This is a genomic window from Pseudomonas sp. D4-21, assembly GCF_051132125.1.
Taxonomy (GTDB): Bacteria; Pseudomonadota; Gammaproteobacteria; order Pseudomonadales; family Pseudomonadaceae; genus Aquipseudomonas.
This window is the reverse complement of sequence record NZ_CP071664.1, coordinates 131,338-151,812: the sequence shown is the minus strand read 5'-3', so window position 1 is coordinate 151,812 and position 20,475 is coordinate 131,338. Positions and strand designations below refer to the sequence as shown.

Annotated in this window: 15 protein-coding genes and 1 pseudogene; all 16 read right to left on the bottom strand. The window is 54.9% G+C overall.

Features of this window, described 5'->3' with window-relative positions; genetic code table 11:
* Positions 1 to 8: 8 nt before the first annotated feature.
* Entirely contained in the window at positions 9 to 971 is a 963-nt protein-coding gene (locus J3Q04_RS00705; RefSeq protein ID WP_434608546.1) for a serine/threonine-protein kinase, read from the bottom strand.
* Positions 968 to 1,696 carry a PP2C family protein-serine/threonine phosphatase gene (locus J3Q04_RS00700; RefSeq protein ID WP_434608548.1) on the bottom strand — a complete coding sequence of 243 codons (729 nt, stop codon included), beginning with the start codon at positions 1,694 to 1,696 and terminating at the stop codon, positions 968 to 970. Before J3Q04_RS00700 ends, J3Q04_RS00705 begins: the two co-directional genes overlap by 4 nt.
* The gene (gene tssM, locus J3Q04_RS00695; protein ID WP_434608550.1) at positions 1,696 to 5,151 is read right to left on the bottom strand and encodes a type VI secretion system membrane subunit TssM; all 3,456 of its coding nucleotides are present in this window, start codon (positions 5,149 to 5,151) and stop codon (positions 1,696 to 1,698) included. The genes J3Q04_RS00700 and tssM overlap by 1 nt, the downstream gene beginning before the upstream one ends.
* Positions 5,152 to 5,163: 12 nt before the next feature.
* Positions 5,164 to 6,024, bottom strand: a pseudogene (gene icmH, locus J3Q04_RS00690) (type IVB secretion system protein IcmH/DotU).
* A 4-nt stretch (positions 6,025 to 6,028) separates the two neighbouring features.
* On the bottom strand, positions 6,029 to 7,360 hold the full coding sequence (gene tssK, locus J3Q04_RS00685; protein WP_434608553.1) for a type VI secretion system baseplate subunit TssK: 1,332 nt from the start codon (positions 7,358 to 7,360) through the stop codon (positions 6,029 to 6,031).
* Positions 7,357 to 7,857: a type VI secretion system lipoprotein TssJ gene (gene tssJ / locus J3Q04_RS00680; protein ID WP_434608556.1), complete on the bottom strand. Its 501-nt coding sequence runs from the start codon at positions 7,855 to 7,857 to the stop codon at positions 7,357 to 7,359. The genes tssK and tssJ overlap by 4 nt, the downstream gene beginning before the upstream one ends.
* Positions 7,858 to 7,862: 5 nt before the next feature.
* On the bottom strand, positions 7,863 to 9,044 hold the full coding sequence (tagH, locus tag J3Q04_RS00675) for a type VI secretion system-associated FHA domain protein TagH (protein ID WP_434608559.1): 1,182 nt from the start codon (positions 9,042 to 9,044) through the stop codon (positions 7,863 to 7,865).
* Between the two features lie 18 nt (positions 9,045 to 9,062).
* Positions 9,063 to 9,203 (bottom strand): type VI secretion protein, encoded by a 141-nt coding sequence (locus J3Q04_RS00670; protein WP_434608561.1) that lies wholly within the window; start codon positions 9,201 to 9,203, stop codon positions 9,063 to 9,065.
* Between the two features lie 55 nt (positions 9,204 to 9,258).
* Positions 9,259 to 10,785 (bottom strand): sigma-54 interaction domain-containing protein, encoded by a 1,527-nt coding sequence (locus tag J3Q04_RS00665; RefSeq protein WP_434608564.1) that lies wholly within the window; start codon positions 10,783 to 10,785, stop codon positions 9,259 to 9,261.
* Positions 10,785 to 13,355 (bottom strand): type VI secretion system ATPase TssH, encoded by a 2,571-nt coding sequence (gene tssH, locus J3Q04_RS00660; protein ID WP_434608567.1) that lies wholly within the window; start codon positions 13,353 to 13,355, stop codon positions 10,785 to 10,787. Before tssH ends, J3Q04_RS00665 begins: the two co-directional genes overlap by 1 nt.
* Positions 13,352 to 14,371 carry a type VI secretion system baseplate subunit TssG gene (gene tssG, locus J3Q04_RS00655; RefSeq protein ID WP_434608570.1) on the bottom strand — a complete coding sequence of 340 codons (1,020 nt, stop codon included), beginning with the start codon at positions 14,369 to 14,371 and terminating at the stop codon, positions 13,352 to 13,354. The genes tssH and tssG overlap by 4 nt, the downstream gene beginning before the upstream one ends.
* Complete coding sequence (tssF, locus tag J3Q04_RS00650) at positions 14,335 to 16,122, bottom strand: type VI secretion system baseplate subunit TssF (protein ID WP_434608573.1); 1,788 nt, start codon at positions 16,120 to 16,122, stop codon at positions 14,335 to 14,337. Before tssF ends, tssG begins: the two co-directional genes overlap by 37 nt.
* A 5-nt stretch (positions 16,123 to 16,127) precedes the next feature.
* Positions 16,128 to 16,541 carry a type VI secretion system baseplate subunit TssE gene (tssE, locus tag J3Q04_RS00645; protein ID WP_434608575.1) on the bottom strand — a complete coding sequence of 138 codons (414 nt, stop codon included), beginning with the start codon at positions 16,539 to 16,541 and terminating at the stop codon, positions 16,128 to 16,130.
* A gap of 14 nt (positions 16,542 to 16,555) precedes the next feature.
* The gene (tssC, locus tag J3Q04_RS00640; protein WP_434608578.1) at positions 16,556 to 18,031 is read right to left on the bottom strand and encodes a type VI secretion system contractile sheath large subunit; all 1,476 of its coding nucleotides are present in this window, start codon (positions 18,029 to 18,031) and stop codon (positions 16,556 to 16,558) included.
* Between the two features lie 24 nt (positions 18,032 to 18,055).
* Complete coding sequence (tssB, locus tag J3Q04_RS00635; RefSeq protein WP_420765964.1) at positions 18,056 to 18,559, bottom strand: type VI secretion system contractile sheath small subunit; 504 nt, start codon at positions 18,557 to 18,559, stop codon at positions 18,056 to 18,058.
* Between the two features lie 31 nt (positions 18,560 to 18,590).
* Entirely contained in the window at positions 18,591 to 20,147 is a 1,557-nt protein-coding gene (gene tssA / locus J3Q04_RS00630; protein ID WP_434608580.1) for a type VI secretion system protein TssA, read from the bottom strand.
* Positions 20,148 to 20,475 lie beyond the last annotated feature (328 nt).

The window sequence follows — 20,475 nt, the reverse complement described above, 5'->3', positions numbered from 1 at the left end:
CAGCCCCTCTACCACCAAAACGAACCACCGGCCCAAACCTCACGCAACTGCGCGGCGCTGAGGTTTCGCCGCGCTGGATCAAAGGCCAGCGTTGTGCGTAATGCCGACCAGCAACGCCTGGGCATGTTGCGCGGGACCTTGAGTTGGCGTTCCAGCCCTGTATCGCGGGCCTCAGATGAAGCCAAACGCCGGTATGGATGCTTGCCACTCGCCAGTTCGTAGAGCACGCAAGCCAGGCTGTACAGATCGGCATGAGCCGAGAGCGGTGCGCCTTCAAGTACTTCGGGGGAGGCATACCCCGGGGTCCAGGCCTTGAGACGCTGGCGGTTCAAGGAAGGCAGGTTCTTCAACGGCCCTTCTTGCGCAGTGCCCAGCCCAAAATCGAACAGCCTCACTCCCGTTTCGCTCAACATGATGTTGCTTGGCTTGATATCGCCGTGCAGTACACCTCGACTGTGGGTATATGCCAAGGCGTCTAGCAGAGGCAATGCAATTGCCCTCAGCTCTGACCATGGCAAACCGAGCGGACATTCGCAGAGCAATTTGTCCAAGGTCAGCCCGCGCATCAGCTCCATCGTGAAAAAAGCCTTACGATGAACCGCATCCACTGCGAAGGTGTATGGGCGCAGCACGTTAGGGTGAAATAAACACCGCGTCAGGGCAAATTCGCTAAAAAGTAGCGCGCTGGCGTCAGGGGACGAGTCGAACTCCTCGCTGAGTATCTTCAGCGCAATGTACGGATCCGGATCGCCAAACTGTTCATGCAGCAAGTCCCGGGCCCGATACACAACCCCCATACCGCCAGCACCGAGCAAACGCTCGAGACAGTAACGTCCTGCAAATATCTCTGGCGTTTCGCCAGTAGTGCGCGGGCTCGGTACCGCGACACTCGATGTTTCGGCAAAAAGAGAAGCGCTGAAATGACTCTCGTCGCTGTCCCGGAATTCGGGGGCTGCCTCAGGACTTTTCATTCGCCAATCATTACGGCCGTCAGGTTATCCCGCGCCGATCCGCTCAAGACGCCCTCGAAAAGCTGCGCCATTACCTTGTTGGGTGACATCAGGCTCATTGCCTCGCCCAGCTTCTGGCTGCTCAATTCCTGATACAAACCGTCGCTGCACAGCAAAAAAGCATCGCCACAACGAACATCGAATTCGAGTATTTCAAGCCTCAACTCCTGCGAGGCTCCTACCGCACGAGTCAATGCGTTGCCCGCAGGATGGGCATTTGCCTCGTCAAGGCCAATTAGCCGCTGATCCACCAATTGCTGGCGCAATGAATGATCCTTGGATAATTGATAGAGCCGTCGGTCACGCCATAGATAACAACGACTGTCGCCTGCCCAGATACAAACAGCACGATTACCTTCCAGCAGCAGCACAACCACCGTGCTACCCATGATGCCGAGTGAATTTTCAGCGGTGACGGTCAACTCCTGGCTCAGACGTCGATTGGTCCAGTGCAGGCGCTGGCGCACGGCTCTCGAACGCTGATCGATATCTCTATACAGGGGCAACTCAGCCAGGTTGGAAACGACCAACTGGCTGGCGATATCGCCATTCGAATGACCGCCCATCCCGTCGGCGACGGCCCATAACCCCAGCCGTGGGCTGTCCAGGAAAGCGTCCTCGTTTCGCCGGCGGACCTTGCCGGGATCGGTGCGAGCGGCGCTACGCCAGTGGCCTGCGTAATGCATCAGAGCTGTACCGGCATTCTGAAAGTACGTAGCACGGCCATGTCGAAAGGGTTCGGCGTGCGCTGGCTTATCAACAAATAATTGGCGCGCATGCCGCCGACATCAGCCTTGAGCACGCGTACGTCACGGCCCGTCAGGTATTCCGTCTGCATCAAATCGAGCAAACGAAACAATGACCATGGCCCGGTATTCTTCTCAACGCCGATCCCTCGCCCTCCGGCCATTTTATCCAGCACAAGAGATGTCCTGCCGCCCTGCTCCTCACTTGGCCAGGTAAAGGCTACTGACTGTATGGGGCCGTGACGGTACTCCAGCGTTTTATCACCGAAGCGGAACTCAGCTCGACTTACTGACGGGTCGAGTGTGTATGGCTCGAGCTTGAAATGCACTTGTGGCTCGGCACGGCTTTCCATGAAAAAGCTCTGGCGGATGGTATGTATGCTCGCCATCTGCTCAAGAAAGGTTTTGGTTATAGGCAAGCTCTGGCCGTCAATAGTGCGCACTCGATAATGCCCTGGTTGACCGTCGACGAATGGACGCATATAGCTTTCAAAAAATCGGTCAGCAACGCCTTGGCCTTTGAAGAACTCCTGAAAATCATTGATAGCGACATCGCTGGTGCCGTGGGCATTGAACGGATACCGCTTGTTGATTGACCTCCGATAAAAACCATAGAGCTCGCTTTGATAGCGCTCGTTCAGGTAGCGGTATGAATCCTTTAGTACCAAGCGCCAACTATCCTCGGCCAGCCCGCTGAACCATTGATTGACTGGGTGTGGCAAGCGTGTAGACGCCCTACGCATTTCACTCAGTGCATCGCTCTGGCCAGCCATCCGATGTCTCGCCAGTTCGTAGGCGGCTTGCTCCGGCGCACTTGCACGAACTAGGTTCGCAAATTGGGTTTGGGTGTCGTCGAGGGCCCGAAGTGCCAAGGTCAGGTCCGCGTCCGGGCCGTTGTCGGTATCCAGCAAACGGTGCAATGGTTCGAAACGCCGTTGCAAGGATTTCTGTCCCGTGTCCGGCAGATCCCGCCTCACCGAATCGGAGACTTTGCTTGCGACGGAGGCAATCTGGCCAGTGTTCACTGCCGCCTGCGAAGCGTCGTCCATACGCTCGACGATCCCCCCTATCCTGGTGTTCTCACGCACCTGTATCAGCAAGTGCAATACAGGTGAATGGGCTGAAGTCAGGCCCGCCAATTGGTCGGCGACTTCGCCTGCGCCGTGAATCGGCTGCAGCGCGACCTGACCGACCGCCTCGCTCCACAGATTTGCATAGTCGCGGAAATACAACTGTTCGAGCTCTATCCGCATACGGCGCAAGTCCAAGCTTGTAAGACTTGCCCCCTCCCCAAGGACCCAATCGTCACGTAGCAGTCCAGTAATCAGCGCCACGCCCTGAATCGAGAAGTACTGCTCGTAACCCTGACGGGTATAAAAGCCCGGAATGATGTGATCAGTCCCTACCAGCAACGACCCCTGCGGTCCCAAATGCTGGCTAAGTCTGTAATGAGGCAGATGGTTGGCCTGATCACGCAGCATGCGGTAAACAACAGCCGCCAGGGATTCACTCCGCAGTGTCTTCCTAGCCAAGTTCACCAGTGATTCGTCGAGGCCATGAACGAAAGGTTGCTCCAATAGGCGTCCGAAATGGCCATTCAACCCATCTTGTATGGACGCATCACCGGGGTAACGCAGCGACCAAGCCTGGGCGACCCAAGCCCTGAGCCAGGCGGCATCGCGACGTTCCGGCAGGGCCAGCATCAAATATGCGCGCAGGCTGTTTAATACCCGGTCGCGCTCATTTAGGTTGCTGCGGATTTGCTCTTCCAACATCTGCGCAACCCGAGGTAACAGTTGCGACATCAGTTCATGCTCATAAGCCCTGAGCACTGTGGGGCCAACTGCAGCACCTTGATAAAGCCCGCCACGCTCGTATAACGACACGCCTGTTTCGGGAGGAAAAACTCGTGCCGCCTCGAGACGGAGATCAAGCGATTCCAAGGTTACGATCAAATCATCGTCGGTGACTTGCGATGAGTGCTGCTCCCAACGTTGAGTCAACTCACGCAAATTTTCCAAGCGTTCATTATTGGCAGTGAAACCGTTGGCCCATAACAATCCAAATAAACTCAAAGTCATCAGCGCACCGATGTACATCGCGCGCTGCCCCCAATAAACACGACTGCGTTCTCGCTGATCAAGACACGTCAGGCCGGCTTCAGGGAAGATGACCTTGGTAAGCAAGTGATGGATAAAATAGCCGTTGCGATCGTCCCTCCGGGGCGCAGCCCTCATTGAAATACCAGCTCCCGCATGGTCAGGGCCGGAGGCAGAGGTCAAGTAAACGCCTCGCAGTGGGCAGGTGTCCCCGCTAAAAACCAGTTCGACTACCGAGCTGATCTGCGGACCGATCTGTGCCAACTGCTGTGGGAAATCCAGGATCAAGCCACGCCGTACAATGTCGCGCTCCCCGTGCAGACGCATGAGTACCTGGCTGTTGATCCGACGCAGCAATGCCTCGAACTCGGCTCGCAACACCTCCACGTTGCTGTCGTGTTGGTCTCGACTACAACTGGCGCCCAACACTTGGTCACGTTCTTCCCGCGTCAAAGAATCAAAGAACTCCTTGAACCCAATCAAACTGTCAGCTTTGCTTAGGATCAGATAAATAGGCACATCAGCGCGCAGCTGCCGTCGAACTTCCTGAAGACGCCCCCGAATCTGCCAAGACAGCGTGGCGATCTCTTCTTCACTTCCCATCAATAAGGTTTCGACAGGCACTGTTACCAGAATGCCGCACAGGGGTCGGTTACGACGACGCTTGCGCAGCAGCTCGAGCAAACCGCTCCAGGCACTGGCGTCGGCGTCTATCTCCAACTGGGTCAAATAGCGCCCAGGAGTATCGATCAACACCGCTTGCTCTGCGAAATACCAGTCACAGCTGTGCGTGCCGGATATGTCAGCTGGCCTTCGCTCATGCCGGCTGAGCGACAGATCAAGACCCGAGGAACCGAGCAGACTGGTTTTTCCGCTAGCGACGGGGCCCACCAATAAGTACCAAGGCAGGTCACTGCGTCCGCGTCTGCCAAGGCCGGAATGGAACGTTGAGGCGCGTAACGCTCTCGTAGCCTCCTTGAAGCGCGTGCGCAGTTCGCGTCGGTCGTCGTCAATCCTGGCTTGGTCGAGCGCGCCAGGAGGGGAAACGGCAGCCTGCCTGGCCCGCCTTGTCGTACCGGCTCGCCGATCGAACCAAACCATTCCCAGCCCCCAACCCAGGAACAAGGCGCTGATCGTAAGCAGACGTGCCGTGGGGCTAGCCCAGAACTTGTAGTCATTCACCGCAAAAAGCGGCCCCAAAAGCCACACCAACAAGCACACGCTCAATACGCATGACAGCGTCCAGACCCAAGCCTGGGACAACCAGGCACCAATTTTCCTGAAAAGCAATTTCATGACACGTCCCTGTTACAGCAGCGGCTGAGCAATTAACGACTCTGGCGATTGATAAGGTTGCAATATGTTTACGCGCTGCTCACTCAACACCCAGGCAAAACCCGAATAGATCACACCTAAACTAATCAGCGTGAAAACCGTCACCCCCCAGAAAGGCACCATAGGCAATGGTTTGATGGGCTCAGCTTTGGAGCTTTCAAGGTGGGCTGACAAGGGACTGGGACCTTCACCACGCACCTACCTGATCGCGCGGTACAGCGCGTCACGGATCCCTTCTAGCTCAAATTCTCCCCGGGCTTGAACGCGATATTTACCTTCAAAGCCCAACGATAGGCACAGGTATAACAATTCAAGTAAATACAAGTGTTTGGCTGGATCTTTCGATAAACGATCAAGTAACTGGAACACCTTCTCGCCACCGAACGTCTCGTTGTGAAAGCTGCTTAGCAGGCTTATCTGCGACCAGCCACTTTCACTGCCCCACGACGTGGCGACGACCGACTCATCGAGCACTGTGCATAACACATAGCGGGCGGCGACCAACTGGCTTTCCTCAACATTGTCCCTTCTCGCCAAGGCTTCAAATTGCTTCAATTCCAAGGACAGCTCTTGCTTGAGCTTTTTAGGATCGAGTCTTTGATTGATTCGCCTGAGTAGCAGGATCTGCGACAACAACCCGGACGCTGCCGCTACCAACGGATTGAGGCTGGGAGCGAATATCGGAGATCGCCGTTGACGGGCGGCGTAGATCATTCGCTCCTCCAACTGTTCAATACGTAGCGCAGCGGTGTCGGTCAGCGGCCCGGATATGGGGCGCTTTCCATGATGATCTAGCAGGACAGTTGTTTCGTCCTGAGGATTTTCCTTATCCATTTGATCAGTTCCTAATGGCCCAAAAATTCAGTTCAAGCTCGGCAAACTCACCCGAAATGTGAAACGCAAACCCCGCGGAGCGCTTCACTTGAACAAGGTCTTCGGCGCTGGGCTCGAGAATGAAATAAATTTTATTGGCATGAAACGCGATCTGCCGCGGCGCTACGGGAAGAGCCCTGATCCTGATACCTGGCAAATGCAAATTGACTAACTGGCGGATACGCTCCACCGGAGCGATTTTCAAATGGGAGGGTAAGCGACGGCGCAGCTCCTCGGCATCACAATCGGCGCTGGCTGCCAATACGAACGAAGCCGAGTCCAGCAGAGAAAAATCATTCACCGGCGAAACGCTGATACCGTACTGCCGAGCCTGCAATTGCAGCTCAATGGCGTGCTGTTCGAGTACCATCGACAATACTTGGCGCATCGAACACATGAGGTCCCGAAAGCATCTTCCCTGGTCGCTGTGGTGATAGCGGTTGTCGAACGATGGGCGCTTGCTATCCGTAGAAAAAACTGCCAAATCGCCTAGCAGCGCCAACAGCGTCCGATATAGCGTTTCGGGATGAACCTGCTCCAGCTCCTGATAATGACGCAGCAACAATTCGGTGCGGTTGATCATTTGAAGCATCATGAAATCGCCAACTTGAGCACCGCCCGCTTTCCCGCTAGAGCGAAGTCGCTCGGCAAGACTCTCGCCCCGATGACCAAGCATGCCGATGACCTCCTTGAGGCAGGATAGAAGATAGGCAGAGGATTTGATCTGGATAAACGTCGGGACAAAATCCGGATCGAGCCTGATCAAACCATCCGGCGTAGTATCGAGAACATCGCAGAGCTTGAGTTTTACAAAAGCCTGATCACCTTGTTGTTCACCCAGTAGAAGGCGAACGTCCAAGCGACCACAGCTTATTCGGCTGCTGGAAGTATCCGCCGCATTGGAGTCCGCTACTTGCACCTCGTAGGTGATGTAACGCGCCAACACATCTGTTTGTGCTGGGCAGCGGGACTCTATGTGATTGCCAGCCATCAGAGGCAGAGCGAGATAGATCGGTTTGTTGCAGGTGTTGGGTGGTACTTCCAGGACCAACGGCTCAGTGTTGCTGCTCAATTCGAACAGACTGCCATCTGGCAGGACGCCCGAAGCACTGCTGATCACCAGCCGCCCCATATGGAGAAATTGCAAATCGATTTCCAACGAAAGGAAACCCCAGGCGTAACCGCCCAGCAGCCGAGTACGGGCTTTCAACTGGTGGTCGAAATGTCGATCGTTGTGTTGCAAATGTTGCGGTCGTAGCAACATCCCTTCCTGCCAGATCACCTTATCGTGGTTCATTTGTCGTCAGCCCTGGCAAGGCCTTTGGTAAAACTAGCGATACCACCTTCATTGAGAGCCAGATTCGCCTCATTCACTCGCGCAACAGCGACCGGCAGTGTGTAGCGCCATTGCGTATGCGGGAGGTCACGATACGCCGCCAACACGCCAACGTAACGACCGCTATCTGCCATGGCGAATCTGAGCGTGACGGTTTCGCCAGGGCGTAATTCCAATTCCTCGCTGGCGAGCAGATCGGGGGATAAGGTCTCCCAGGCACGATCATAGATGCTAAAAAAGTCCGCGTTTTCAAAAGCCACCGGGTGCTTGAGTTCAAAAAAACGCATTACCAATGGCGAGGGCCGTCCATTCACATCCGGATTGAGTTCGTCGCTGGCAACCAGCGTCACGTTGAGCTTGGTCATCGTTGAGAACGGTGACAGCGTGGCGCATCCTGATAGCAGCGTCGTGGCGATAAGCGCTAGGGTTCGGCACAAAAGCAAAGTTCTGTAATGCATATACTTCATCCCTGACAGTCGTGTTGCAGCGTGGAAATCAGACGGACTTGTTCCTCATAAGCTTTGGCGAAATCTCGGGCCAGCAAGCGTTCAGTCCAGTCATCGTCTTGACATAGCGACTGATGGTGGCGGCCGTAAGCTCGCCAGTAGCGACCCGATGTATGTAATAGCGACGGTTGCTCGCGCTTCAGGCGAAGAACCAGTTGCCGGGGTGAAAAGTAATCGAGGGTTGAGCGCAGGGTGGCGCGGCTGGCAACGAACAAAGCCACTTGATGAGCCTGCAGGCTGCGAAAGGCATTAGCGATAGCCTTGCTGGCTGGTAACTGGCCAGGCGCAGTTGGCTGCAACAGTGCGTGCAAAGCGTCATCGCAGTGCTTCAACGGGTTCTGCTGGCCACCTTGGGCGAGGGTATGGGCCAGGCGAAGCTCGCCCTTTAACTCCGAACGGGTGCGCAAGACTTGCTGCAGGCCTTCAACGCTTTGCTTGAGCAACGATCCGACCTTTATGGCCAACGCTTCGCGCGCCTCTTGGTCCAGATCATTCAGGTCCATGCCCAGCGAGGAGCCGAAGCGTTGCCAGAACCCCTCACTAGATGACCCCGATGGGTCGTAAGGCAGGGGTGGCTCCGGCTCGACCTCGATCAGCTTCGGCAACACCAGATTTTCCACGTCAACGCATGCATGATCCGAGCGTAACAACGCGTGCGAAGTCGTCTCGGAACGGTCGTTCAGTTCGTCCATTTCAGAAAAAACATGCTCCTCCAGGTCCAACGCCCTCAACGGGTCCAGGTTGAGGAATGCATCATCCGGAATGAGGTTACCTAGCGGTGCCGACCGGTTGGCTTCCAAAGCGCAGGTCATCTTCTCTACAACGACCCGGGCCTGAACCACATACCCTCCCATGATGAAGACGTCGCCGTCCGTGATACGTACCGGCTCGCCCTTGGGCAGCCGCGAGCCGCTTTTACGATGGAGTACACCGTTGCCACTGCTGTCAGTCAGGAAAAACGTTCCGTTGTCGAAACTCACCCCCGCATGACGCTTGGACAGGAGCCGCTCCCGGTCGGGGATCATCCAGTCACAATCCTCTCCCCGACCAATCACGCCGCCATCCGCGCCAAAGCGTTTTCGGCAAAGATCAGGGGCAATGAATTGGTTGGCGCTCAGCACTTCAAAAACAACTTCCATGAATGGTGCTCCTTACTGTCACTTGCCGCGATTGACCGCTTGCGGATCACCCAGGGGGCGATAATCGCGGTCAGTGAATTTGAAGTTGCCACTACAACCACCGAGGCCAAGCAACACGATAAAAGTCAGCAGTACGATCGGCCGAGCACGGACAAGCATTCGAAGTTTTCCGAAATAAATGAATGGAATCGATACGGATGGAAAGCCGCGAAGATTAATTTTCGGCATCCTTGCGGCGTATTTTCAGGCGGCTCATTCGATACAAGAGCGTACGTCGCGGCAGACCGAGTTCTTGCGCAGCAATGGTTTGGTTGCCGGCATTCTTGCGTAGGCAATCAATCACCAAGTTACGCTCGATCTGTTCCAGCCGTTCGCGAAGACTTACGCGGCCTTGATCGGATGGATTTTTGATGTGCAGCGCAAAATGCTCGACCAGCAGCTCTCTGCCTTCGCACAACAGCACTGCTCTTTCCACGATGCCCTTGAGTTCGCGGATGTTTCCTGGAAAATCATAGGCAGCCAGATGAGCCAGTGCGGCATCTGACCAGTACACGCTATCTCGCTTCAGGAGCGCGCAAGCCTTTTCGGTAAAGTGCCGTGCCAATTCAATGATGTCAGGGCCGCGATGGCGCAACGCCGGCAATTGGATAGGGAATTGCGCGATTCGGTAATACAAGTCTTCCCTGAACTTGCCCTCCTTCATCAGAACCTTAAGGTCCCGATGGGTGGCGGCGACGATGCGCACATCAATTTTGTGGGTGTGGTTTGACCCCAGCGGACGAACTTCACCTTCCTGCAAAACTCGCAGTAACTTGGCCTGAAGGGATAAAGGCATGTCACCGATTTCGTCGAGCAGCAATGTCCCTTTGTCAGCCGCATCGAACAGGCCAGTACGGTCACGATCAGCGCCAGTGAATGCGCCTTTTCGGTAACCGAACAGTTCGCTTTCCAAAAGATGTTCCGGAAGCGCCGCGCAATTCTGGACAATAAACGCCTCGGCTCTGCGCGGCCCATGATCATGAATGGCGCGGGCTACCACCTCCTTGCCGGTACCAGTCTCGCCACACAGCAAGACGGTATAAGGGCTATTTATGACTTTGCCGATCAACAAGCAGGTCTGACGCATTGCCGCACTCCTGCCAATCAGGCCGAAGCGGTCAGCGTTCGATACGTTGGTAACAGCTGGTAAGTCGGCGGGTACAGGAAGGCGCTGGCGCCGCAATAAGCTAATCTGACTAAGGGCGAACGCTCCCAAGTGCCCCAGAGATTCCGCGAATCCAGCCAAGTCGATATGTCTGGCGCTGGCGCATAGCAACAACCCATTGACTGCTTTGTGCGTAGTGACAAGTGGCACGCATAACAACGACTGCCACGGCATGACATGGACCGGCAGAAAATTTGTACTGTGCAAGCTGCCGGACAGTGCATCGAGGCAAACCACACGATTTTGGCTCAGGGCGAATTGCAGCAACTGTTCGTGGTAGTAATCGCAAGGTAGGCCGCTCCGGTCCCGAAACTGCAATCGCTCGCCAAGGCACTCGCTGTGAATTTCCAACCGGGATTGTTTGGAATCGAGCAAATACAACTGAGCCAGTTCACAACCACTTAACCGCGCCGCGCCCTTGACGAACGCCTCGAGCAGAGACACCTCGTCCGTTGATCGCGAAAGGCTGTAAAAAAGTGCCAAAAGGGCCTCGGCATAAGCCAGCGGTTGGGACTCCTGCGTGACAAACGCGCCCATTAAGTGAACTCGCAAGCTATGGTGGCCTGACCATTAAGAATGGCTCGCACCTTCTGCGGCTTTTCACCGTCCGCCATCGCTGCGAGCAGGCCGTCGGCCAGCCTGGGCATCAAGTGCAAGTCAAGCAGTTGGTCAATGAAGCGGGCGCCGCTTTCGCTGCAAACGCAACGGTCGACCAGATAATCAACAAGTCGCGCGCAAAAACTGAAGCTCAACTGGCGACGCTTCAATCGCTCGCCCAAACGAATCAGTTTCAGCTCCACCAGCTCGCGCATTACCTCTTTGCTTATCGGGTAATAGGGCACCACGCACATACGGGCCAGTAAAGCGGGTTGGAAATGACTGCTAAGCAATGGACGAATGGCTTCTTCTAGGCATTCAGCACTCGGCTGCCTGCCGTTTGCACACAAATCGCGAATGCGCTCACTGCCCAGATTCGAAGTCATCAAAATGAGCGTGTTGCGAAAGTTTATCTCCCTTCCTTCCCCATCATTGGCCAGGCCTTTGTCGAAAATTTGATAGAACAGATTAAGTACATCCGGATCGGCTTTCTCGACCTCATCGAGCAATACAACTGAATAGGGCATTCGTCTGACTGCTTCGGTAAGCATGCCCCCTTCGCCGAACCCGACATAGCCCGGTGGCGCGCCAATCAACCGCGATACGGTATGTTTTTCCTGGAATTCGGCCATGTTGAGGGTCGTTATAAAACGATCACCTCCATATAAGAGTTCAGCCAGGGCCAAGGCCGTTTCGGTCTTGCCCACACCACTAGGCCCGACCAACAAAAACACGCCTGCTGGCGCGTCAGGTTTGTTCAAGCCAGCAGCGGCGGCACGCATCGCTCGGTCGAGTGCTTGCACGGCTGGTTCCTGCCCCCGGATACGGGTTCGCAAGTCAGCCGAGAAACGGGCGATTTTTATATTGTGCTCATATGCCAGCTGCGTCAGCGGTACGCCAGTCCATGCGCTGATTACTTCAGCCACCAGTCGCGGACATACTTCAAAGCTGACGAGGCGTTCCTGCGTCTGTGCGACCAACAAAGCGCTGTGAGTAACATGTAACGCGGTTTCCAAGACCTCGCTAGTATGTTGTTCCCCGGCCTCGGAAATTTGTCGACGCAGCGATAACAGGCGTTCGGCCAGAGTTCGCTGTTCGGACCACTGCGCTTCCAATGCCTGGCATTCGTCTTTGAGAGCTTCCAATCGTGTTTGCAGCGATTGCAACGCTTGAAGATCAACTGACAAACCGGCCTGAGCATCGCGCCGCAACGCCTGGCATCGCCGCTCCTCCTCAGCCAATTCGCCGCGCAAGCGCTCAAGGCGTTGCGGGGCGGCAGCCAGACTGATGCGTACACGAGCACAAGCGGTATCAAGCACATCGACAGCCTTGTCCGGCAGTTGGCGCCCCGCCAGGTAGCGGGCCGACAGATGGGCCGCGGCAACCACCGCATCATCGCGCAGATAAATCCCATGGGTCGCCTCATACAATCGCGCCAGACCACGTAAGATGGTCACCGCATCGCCGATCGCCGGCTCGCGCAACTGCACAGGCTGGAACCGACGAGCAAGAGCCGGATCCTTCTCGAAGTATTTTTTGTACTCAGTCCATGTAGTAGCCGCGATCGTGCGCAGCTCCCCCCGGGCCAAAGCCGGTTTGAGCAGGTTAGCCGCGTCGGTCCCTCCGGAGCTTGCGCCTGCGCCAATCAATGTATGGGCTTCGTCGATGAATAAAATGACGGAATCAGGCGAAGCCTTGACGATGTCGATTACACCTTTGAGACGACGTTCAAACTCCCCCCTGATACTCGCTCCAGCCTGCAGCAAGCCTATATCCAGCGTCAGGATCTCTGCTCGCTCAAGCCCCGGTGGCACTTCACCTGCTGCGATGCGCAGAGCTAACCCTTCCACAACCGCAGTCTTTCCCACCCCTGCCTCACCGACCACGATAGGATTGTTTTTGCGGCGACGAGAAAGGATATCGATCAGCTGTCCAATTTCCCCGTCTCGACAAAGCACCGGGTCCAGCTTGCCGTCACGGGCCTGTTGGGTCAGGTTGTGAGTGAAACGCTCAAGGAGCGACTCATCTGGAGCTTTGGATAGTTCAGTCCCCGTTTGAGCTTGACCTGACAAGGCGAATTCTTTCAGTCGTTCGATGTTCAATCGAGCTAGTAGTGGCTGGAAATGAGTGCCTGCGTGGCGAGCCGGATTCCGTATTAACGCCAGGATCAAAGCAGCCTCATTCACGATGCTCTGACCTAGCTCGAGATTCGCCAATAGCAACGCATCCTGTAGCCATTGGATCAACTCGGGGGCAAATACTGGATTACGCGACGTGCCATCCTCTGTTCGTGGCTGCAAAATCGCGATCAGCTCGCCTGCGCTCACCCCAGCGTCTTGTAAGGCTCGCCCGAGTAGGCCTTGGCTTCGCTCTAGCAGGCTAAGCAACAGATCCTCTACCAGGACTTTACTCGCGCCACGCTCAACACATCGCTCGGCAGAACGCTCCAATTCGCGTCGGCTATCAGCATCGAGCGCCTGGATGAGCTGTTGGAGGTTTACGTCGATCATGTGAGTCGCTCCTGATGAATGTTGCTGCCAAGAATCACCACGCCATCGGCTCGCTCATGTCCCAGCCAACTGGTCCATCCCAAGCGGCAGGTGTTCCGCTCTCCGATGCTGAGCGCCCTTATTTCGTCCTTTTGCAAGACCAGGCGGATGTCATATTCAAGAGGGTCGCGCAGGGTAAATCGCACCAGCGCGCAGAGAGGCTGGTAACCCATACCAATCGGAAGAAACTCATGAAAACGTTGCCAGTCCAGCTCCGCGATGTGAATCCTGAACTTGCCGCTGCGATCCCGAACTTGAGCGCCGAGCACCAGTTCTTCGCTTAACAAACTATTGGCCATTCCCAGCCGATTGCGTTGCTCGGCAATAATGTCTACTCGACGCTCCACACACTGCTCAAGGTTCAGCTCGGGGTGTTTGAAGTAATAGCGCAGCACAGCTTCGATCAAAGCCGCCGAGTGAGCACGCAGGCTCAACAAACCGAGGTACGGCAGCAGCCGCTTCCAGTTCAATTGAGTGGCTTTGCGAATTTTTTCGCCCCTCAAGCCAATCAGTGCGAATAGCTGCTCGGAAAACGCGTCCCGAGCACCGCTCTGAAAACTTGCGCAATAGCGGTACTTGCGCCAGATCGGCAACATCAACCGTTGCAGGCGATCGTGGAAAAGATCGAGGAACTGGCGCGTCGGATTGATATCTTCGACACTTAACGCCTGCTCGCTGTAAAAGGCCGGTAAAGGCGATCCGGAGCCCACCAGGCTAATCAGATTGATGCTCAGACGAGCCCGTGCCTGTCCGTGTTCTTCGAAAAAAACCACACGCTCGACATCGCTGGCTGGAAACCCAAGGCTTGGGTTGGCCTGGAATTCCAATTGATCGTACAGTTCCTCGTCGTTCAGATAAGGATGGCTTTCGCGCAGCCGATCAATAATCAGCAGCACCGCCTGAAATAACGAATATTCGCGTATTCCTCGCGTCAGCGCGCTTATAGAAGCGGCTGCTGACCCATGCGGGGTAACCATTGATACACCTCTCCCTGTGTGCTGTTCACCCGCAACTCGTGATACGAATTTAGGCTCGCATAAAGCGCAAAAAACTCATTGAGAACCGAAGCAAAGAGAAACAAGTCGCCTTCACCGATATATCCTTGCGGGTCGACTGTCAGCTCTGTACATAACCCACGAACCGGTAAACCATGATGGAGTCGATCCGTATGGCAATGCCTGATCGACTTCAGGCTATCTAGTAAACGTTTGCTGACCTTCTGTGTTTGCTCGTCGAAGTAGCGCGGAAAATCATAAGTTTCGAGTATTACCTTTAACGCGTTGACGTCGGCCAGCGATAGGTAGTTAAGCGACATGTTGCTGATGAGCTTCCAGAGGAAGTCATTATCCAAGGGGGGCGCAAAGCTTGGCGTAACGGGGCCAATATTGCGGAAACTTAGCGATTCCGGGCTTTTTTCACCTGGCTGGTTGATATCGCCCGGCTTCAGCTGGCACGGCAGGTTCCGGTTGGTACACATCAATTCTATGGAAAGGGTTTCGTCAGCTGGGTTGTGCCGGCCACCAAAGCCCAGGCAAGTGTCCAGGCCACCGTGAAGAACGGACGGGCGCTGCCGGACGCTGTAATATGCGCGCTTGCCAGAAGCATCAGAATTTGAGTCGTGCTCGAAAGACTCGAACGGCAAATAAGTGTCGTAACCCAGGCCACCGGGACTCCAACCAACGACGCTCTCGACTGAAAATACCCCGCAGTGTTCCGGGTTGTATTGAGCGGGCAAAAGGAGATACTCGTCCTGTTTTCCATCCAGACGAATCGGCTGAGCGTCATGTTTGAAAAGATTGACGATAGGCGTGCAGTAGAGCTTCACATTGTCCTTAGTCGGACGTAACCGCTGGGCGCCACTCCTACCGATATCGAAACGCAGGTCCAATCCTCGCATCTGCTTCAGCGCGTCCTGCGGCAAAGCGTTGAGTACGTCTAGACCATTGACATCGACGAATAGAAACTTGTCCTGGAAGGCATAGTATTCCTGCAGATACCGGTAGCCGCGAAAAGTATTTAATGGATAGGGTACCAACGCATGCTCTTCCGCAAACCCCACCGGCTGGACTTTATCGGCGCAGATGCTGAATGTCAGCGGGACTCCGTTCATGTCGTTTACGACATGCCCTTCCCCATCCAGTGGAACCAACTCGATGCTTTTTAGATTGCGCAACAGATTGAAATAGAGCATCTGGCTGACATAACGCTCGCCGGCCAGGTGAAGACGCAAATGACTCAATTTCAATTCGCCCAAGTGGCCGTTGCATTGCATTTGCAGACGCAGGTTTAACAATGAACCCTCGCCTTTAATCGAGTAGCTGAGCCCAGTCAGGTCTAGCGAGAGCACCTCGGTTGGGTAACACGTACGGAAACGACAACGCACTTCCTGGACAGGGACGCTTTCGACCGGAGTATCACGCTCCACATGTACTGCGGGGCCTGTTCGCTGCAGCGGATCGAACTGCAACATGCTGAAAGCTGGTAGGGGCCGCATGTAATTCGGCCACAGCAACTGCATCAGGGAATGGCTCAACTCCGGTAGCTCATCATCGAGCTTCTGGCGCAAGCGCCCGGTAAGGAAAGCGACCCCTTCGAGCAACCGCTCGACATCAGGATCACGTCCCGCCTGCCCCAGGAACGGTGCCAGAGCGGGATTTCGCTCGGCAAAACGCCGGCCCAACTGCCGAAGCGCAGTGAGTTCACTCTGGTAGTAATGATTGAATGACATGCTGTCTATCCTTGACTGACCTTGACTTGTCCGCTGCCACTCAAACAGGCGGAAAAACTCACTTGCCGCCTCAACCCTTCCACGTTCAACAGGGCATCGATGCTGAAAAACAGACTGAGTCGCTCGGCATCGCCAGACCTGGCAGTCACACACACATTGCTCAGGCGCGGCTCGTAAGTCCTGATGAATGCCTGAATCGCATGGCAGGCCTGACTATGCACATCGTGCAAACTAAGGCGCATGTCGTTGAGGTCGGGTAATCCGTAGTCAGGCGCTATCGGCACGCTACCGGCACGAGTGCCAAGCATCTTCGCCAGATGAGCAGCCACTGAAGCCACGATGCAGTCATCGCGGCTCATGAATGCGCGTGTTTCGACGTCGCCGTTCAGACGCTCGAAAAAGCTGCCGTATCCAGTCATGAGCTAGGCTCCGCTCACGCTTTGTCCAGCTTGCCAACCAACGACAGGGTAAAGTCGGCGCCCATGTACTTGAAATGTGGGCGTACGTGCAGGCTCACGCGATACCAGCCGGGCTCACCTTCGACATCGGTGACGATGACCTGGGCAGCCCGCAACGGCCGGCGACCACGGACTTCAGCACTCGGATTTTCTTGGTCGGCAATGTACTGGCGGATCCACTTGTTCAGCTCCAGTTCCAGATCAGTACGTTCTTTCCATGACCCGAGCTGCTCTCGCTGCAAAACCTTCAAATAATGAGCCAGGCGGTTGACGATCATCATGTATGGCAGCTGCGTACCTAACTTGTAGTTCAGCTCATTCATCTTCCCTTCAGCACTGATCCCGAAAAACTTTGGTTTCTGTACCGAACTGGCAGAGAAAAATGCGGCGTTATCGCTACCTTTGCGCATCGTCAGCGAGATAAAACCTTCTTCGGCCAGCTCGTATTCGCGTCTATCCGAGACAAGAACTTCGGTAGGAATCTTGGTTTCGATTTCGCCCATGCTTTCAAAGTGATGCAGTGGAAGATCTTCCACTGCCCCTCCGCTTTGGGGACCGACAATATTTGGACACCAGCGGAATTTGGCAAAGCTTTCGCTAAGACGAGTACCAAACGCGTACGCCGCATTCCCCCATAGATAATGCTCGTGACTGTTGGCGACGACTTCCTTGTAGACGAAAGACTTTACCGGGTTTTCCTGAGGATCGTAGGGACTACGCAGGAGAAATCGCGGTACGGTCAGCCCCACGTAGCGCGCATCTTCCGATTCACGGAAGCTCTGCCATTTGGTGAATTGCGGGCCTTCAAAATGATCCTTCAAGTCTTTGAGATCAGGCAATCCAGTAAAACTCTCCAATCCAAAGAATTCCGGACCGGCCGCAGCGATAAAAGGCGCATGCGCCATGCTTGCTACGCAGGATATATGCCGCATCAGCTTTACATCGGGTGAGCTTGGAGACAGGAAGTAATTCGCGATAATCGCGCCAACCGGCTGCCCACCGAATTGACCGTACTCGGCGGTGTACACATGTTTGTACAGGCCCGACTGCATGACTTCCGGAGAGTCCTCAAAATCATCCAGCAAATCGCTTTTGGATATGTTGAGCATTTCAACTTTAATGTTCTCGCGAAAGTCGGTGCGATCCACTAACAGTTGCAAACCACGCCATGCTGACTCCAATGCCTGGAAGGCGGGATGATGGAGGATCTCGTCAACCTGCCGGCTGAGCTTCGCGTCGATGTCGGCGATCATGCGATCTACCATCGCCTTCTTGACCGGCTCGCGGTTGTGCTGAGGCTTGAGAAGCTCCGCGATAAATGCGGCCAGGCCCCGCCTGGCAATGTCGTAAGCATCGTCCCGCGGTGTCAGTCGGGTTTCGGCGATGATGCTTTCGAGGATGCTGCACTCGCTATCGTCGCGGACATCTTGCTGCGCTATTGAGGTGTGCATGTGTGTCTTCCTTGGCTCAGTGAATCAAACAGCCTGCGCTGAAGTCGGCAGGCCTAGTTCGTCCAATATGCGACTGCGTGATTTGTCGTCTGCAAGCACGCCTTCGATAGCTTTGCGAAAGGCGGGGGCATTACCCAACGGACCTTTGAGCGCTACCAACGCATCACGCAGTTCCATCAATTTCTTGAGCTCAGGTACCTGCTCGACGAGGCTAGCGGGGTTGAAATCCTTCATCGAGTTCAAGCGCAATTGAACCGCGAGCTCGTCTATGTCACCTTCTGGTTGGAGGCGATTCGGTACACTCAGGACCAGATTCAACTCCTGCTTGGCCAGCACTTCGTCGAAGGTCATCTTGTCGATGCTGATCGGTTTACGATCCTCAACCTTGCGCCCATCCTGACGGTGGGTGTAATCGCCAACTGCGAGCAGTTTTAGCGGCAACTCAATTTCTTCCTGAGCGCCCCCGGTTGCGGGCTTGAACGTGACGTTGATGCGCTCCTTGGGAGCGACAGAGCCTTCTTTGGCCATGATTTCTTTCCTTACTATGGGGCCCGTAGGCCTATTCGATTACCCGTTCCAGGTCGAGGTGACATAAGCGGCGGTAAGTTTCATCCCTGCATTCGCGCACGAGATGGTTCTGAGGCAATAGCTCGCAGCAGCGATACAACAGGTGCAGCACCTGCAACGCGAGATCGGGCTCCCATTCGTTCAAATCTGCGCCCAGCAACGTCTGATCGAGCACCTCGAGCTGGGCTTTGGCGAGCTCGTATTTCTTGGCCGAGAAGCACAAACGAGCCATCGCGAACCGCCAAAGGAAGCGCGTACGTCCGCCGTATGTGTTTTGCATTGCCTGGCTGAGAAACTGCACCGCAGACTTGAGACTTTCGTTGCGTAGCATCACCTGAGCTTCTTCCAAAGCTCGTTCCCAAGGCATTTGGTTGTCGATCACATCGGTTCGGGGCCCAGCGTCTGGAAGATCCAGACGAGGCATGACATGGGCGGCTATCCATGCTCGAGTGGACGGATCCGCGAACGGTTCGCCATCGTGCCAACGCAACTCGATGACTCCGGGCAAACGTTGCAGGAACAATGCGAAATGGATTTCCTGCTCGCGCATGGCAGGCTCCGCACCCAGCCCTTGTAAACACTCCCAGGCGAGCCTCTGGCCATCAAACCAGAAAGGTGCCTTAGCCAAGCTGGCCTCTATTTCAACCAGGAGATTTGCGTAGTTACTTTGCTGGAAACTTTCCCGGTACGCCCTGAGCTTATCCGCAGGAAGCCCACGCAAAAGGGTTTTTAGCTCTACATCATGCTCTGGAACGGCATCGATACTCAGCCAGAGCACGGTACGGTTCAGCCGCAAAGCCCGAGCATCGGTCGCCTTTTGCTTGAGCCACCATGTGCATAACGAACGAGCGCTTTCCTGCTGGGCGCGCAGAGCCCGATGGGCGTCCTTTTCATTTTCGATTGAAACATCGGCAGTGAATAGTTGAGTAGCAGTTTGCTTCACCTGCGCTACTATCGCTTCAACGGCGCTCGGCGGCGGCTTATTATCGATGGAACGCTGCACCAGACTCCTGAGGCGCCGACACAGCGGGAGTAATAGAGGTGCGTCATCGCCCAAGTGATCGGTGAACACCACGTCAAGATCTTCGAGTTGTTCAGCCAGAATCTGGAATAAGGTCAGTTGTGTTTTAATCGCGACATCATCACCCAATGCCTCCTCCAGGCGCGGAAGGAGCCAACTGAGACTGGCCGCACGTGTCCGAACCTTCAAAGGGTACAGCTCAGCCCAATGATTCTTGCAGAGGTATCGCAAGAGACCCACCCCGGCGAGCAGCCCTTGGAACGAGTCTCGCTGATACAACGCCCAAGTCATCCACGCCGCCACTCGTAGATCCTTCGACTGGGTGCGCAACAAAGCTTCCCCTCGCTCCAATATATTCAACCAGTCGACTCGACCGTTTTCATGCACCGACTGGGCTTTGCCAAGCTCCACTTCCAAAACTTCGTATTCGTCTGAAAAACGCATATCCGCGCCCGCGAAATTCCCGTTGGAAATAGGCGTTTGGGCTAGTTTTAAATAATACTCGGACAGTTCTTCAGAATAAGACATGTGTAGCCTTTGATAAGCTTTGGTCGTATAGATCTAATTGTTCCGGAACGAAGGGTAAATTCGATGCGCAGCTATAGAAAACTTAACTCCATGATGATTCTCTGCGAAAGCTGCACCGACATGGCTTTCCGATCGGCGTGAAGCATGCCAAGTTCTAAACGAAAAAAATGTAGGACGTTTCGCTAAATGCGAACCGAGAATGAAAAAAAATGATACCAACACATTTTCTTGCTCGACCGAAGATGGCTACTATTTTTTAGTAATTTTGCCTATAGATGCCGAGCAGTAATTTAGTTCAAATAGTTTCTCCCTCCGAGTGGCTTAACAA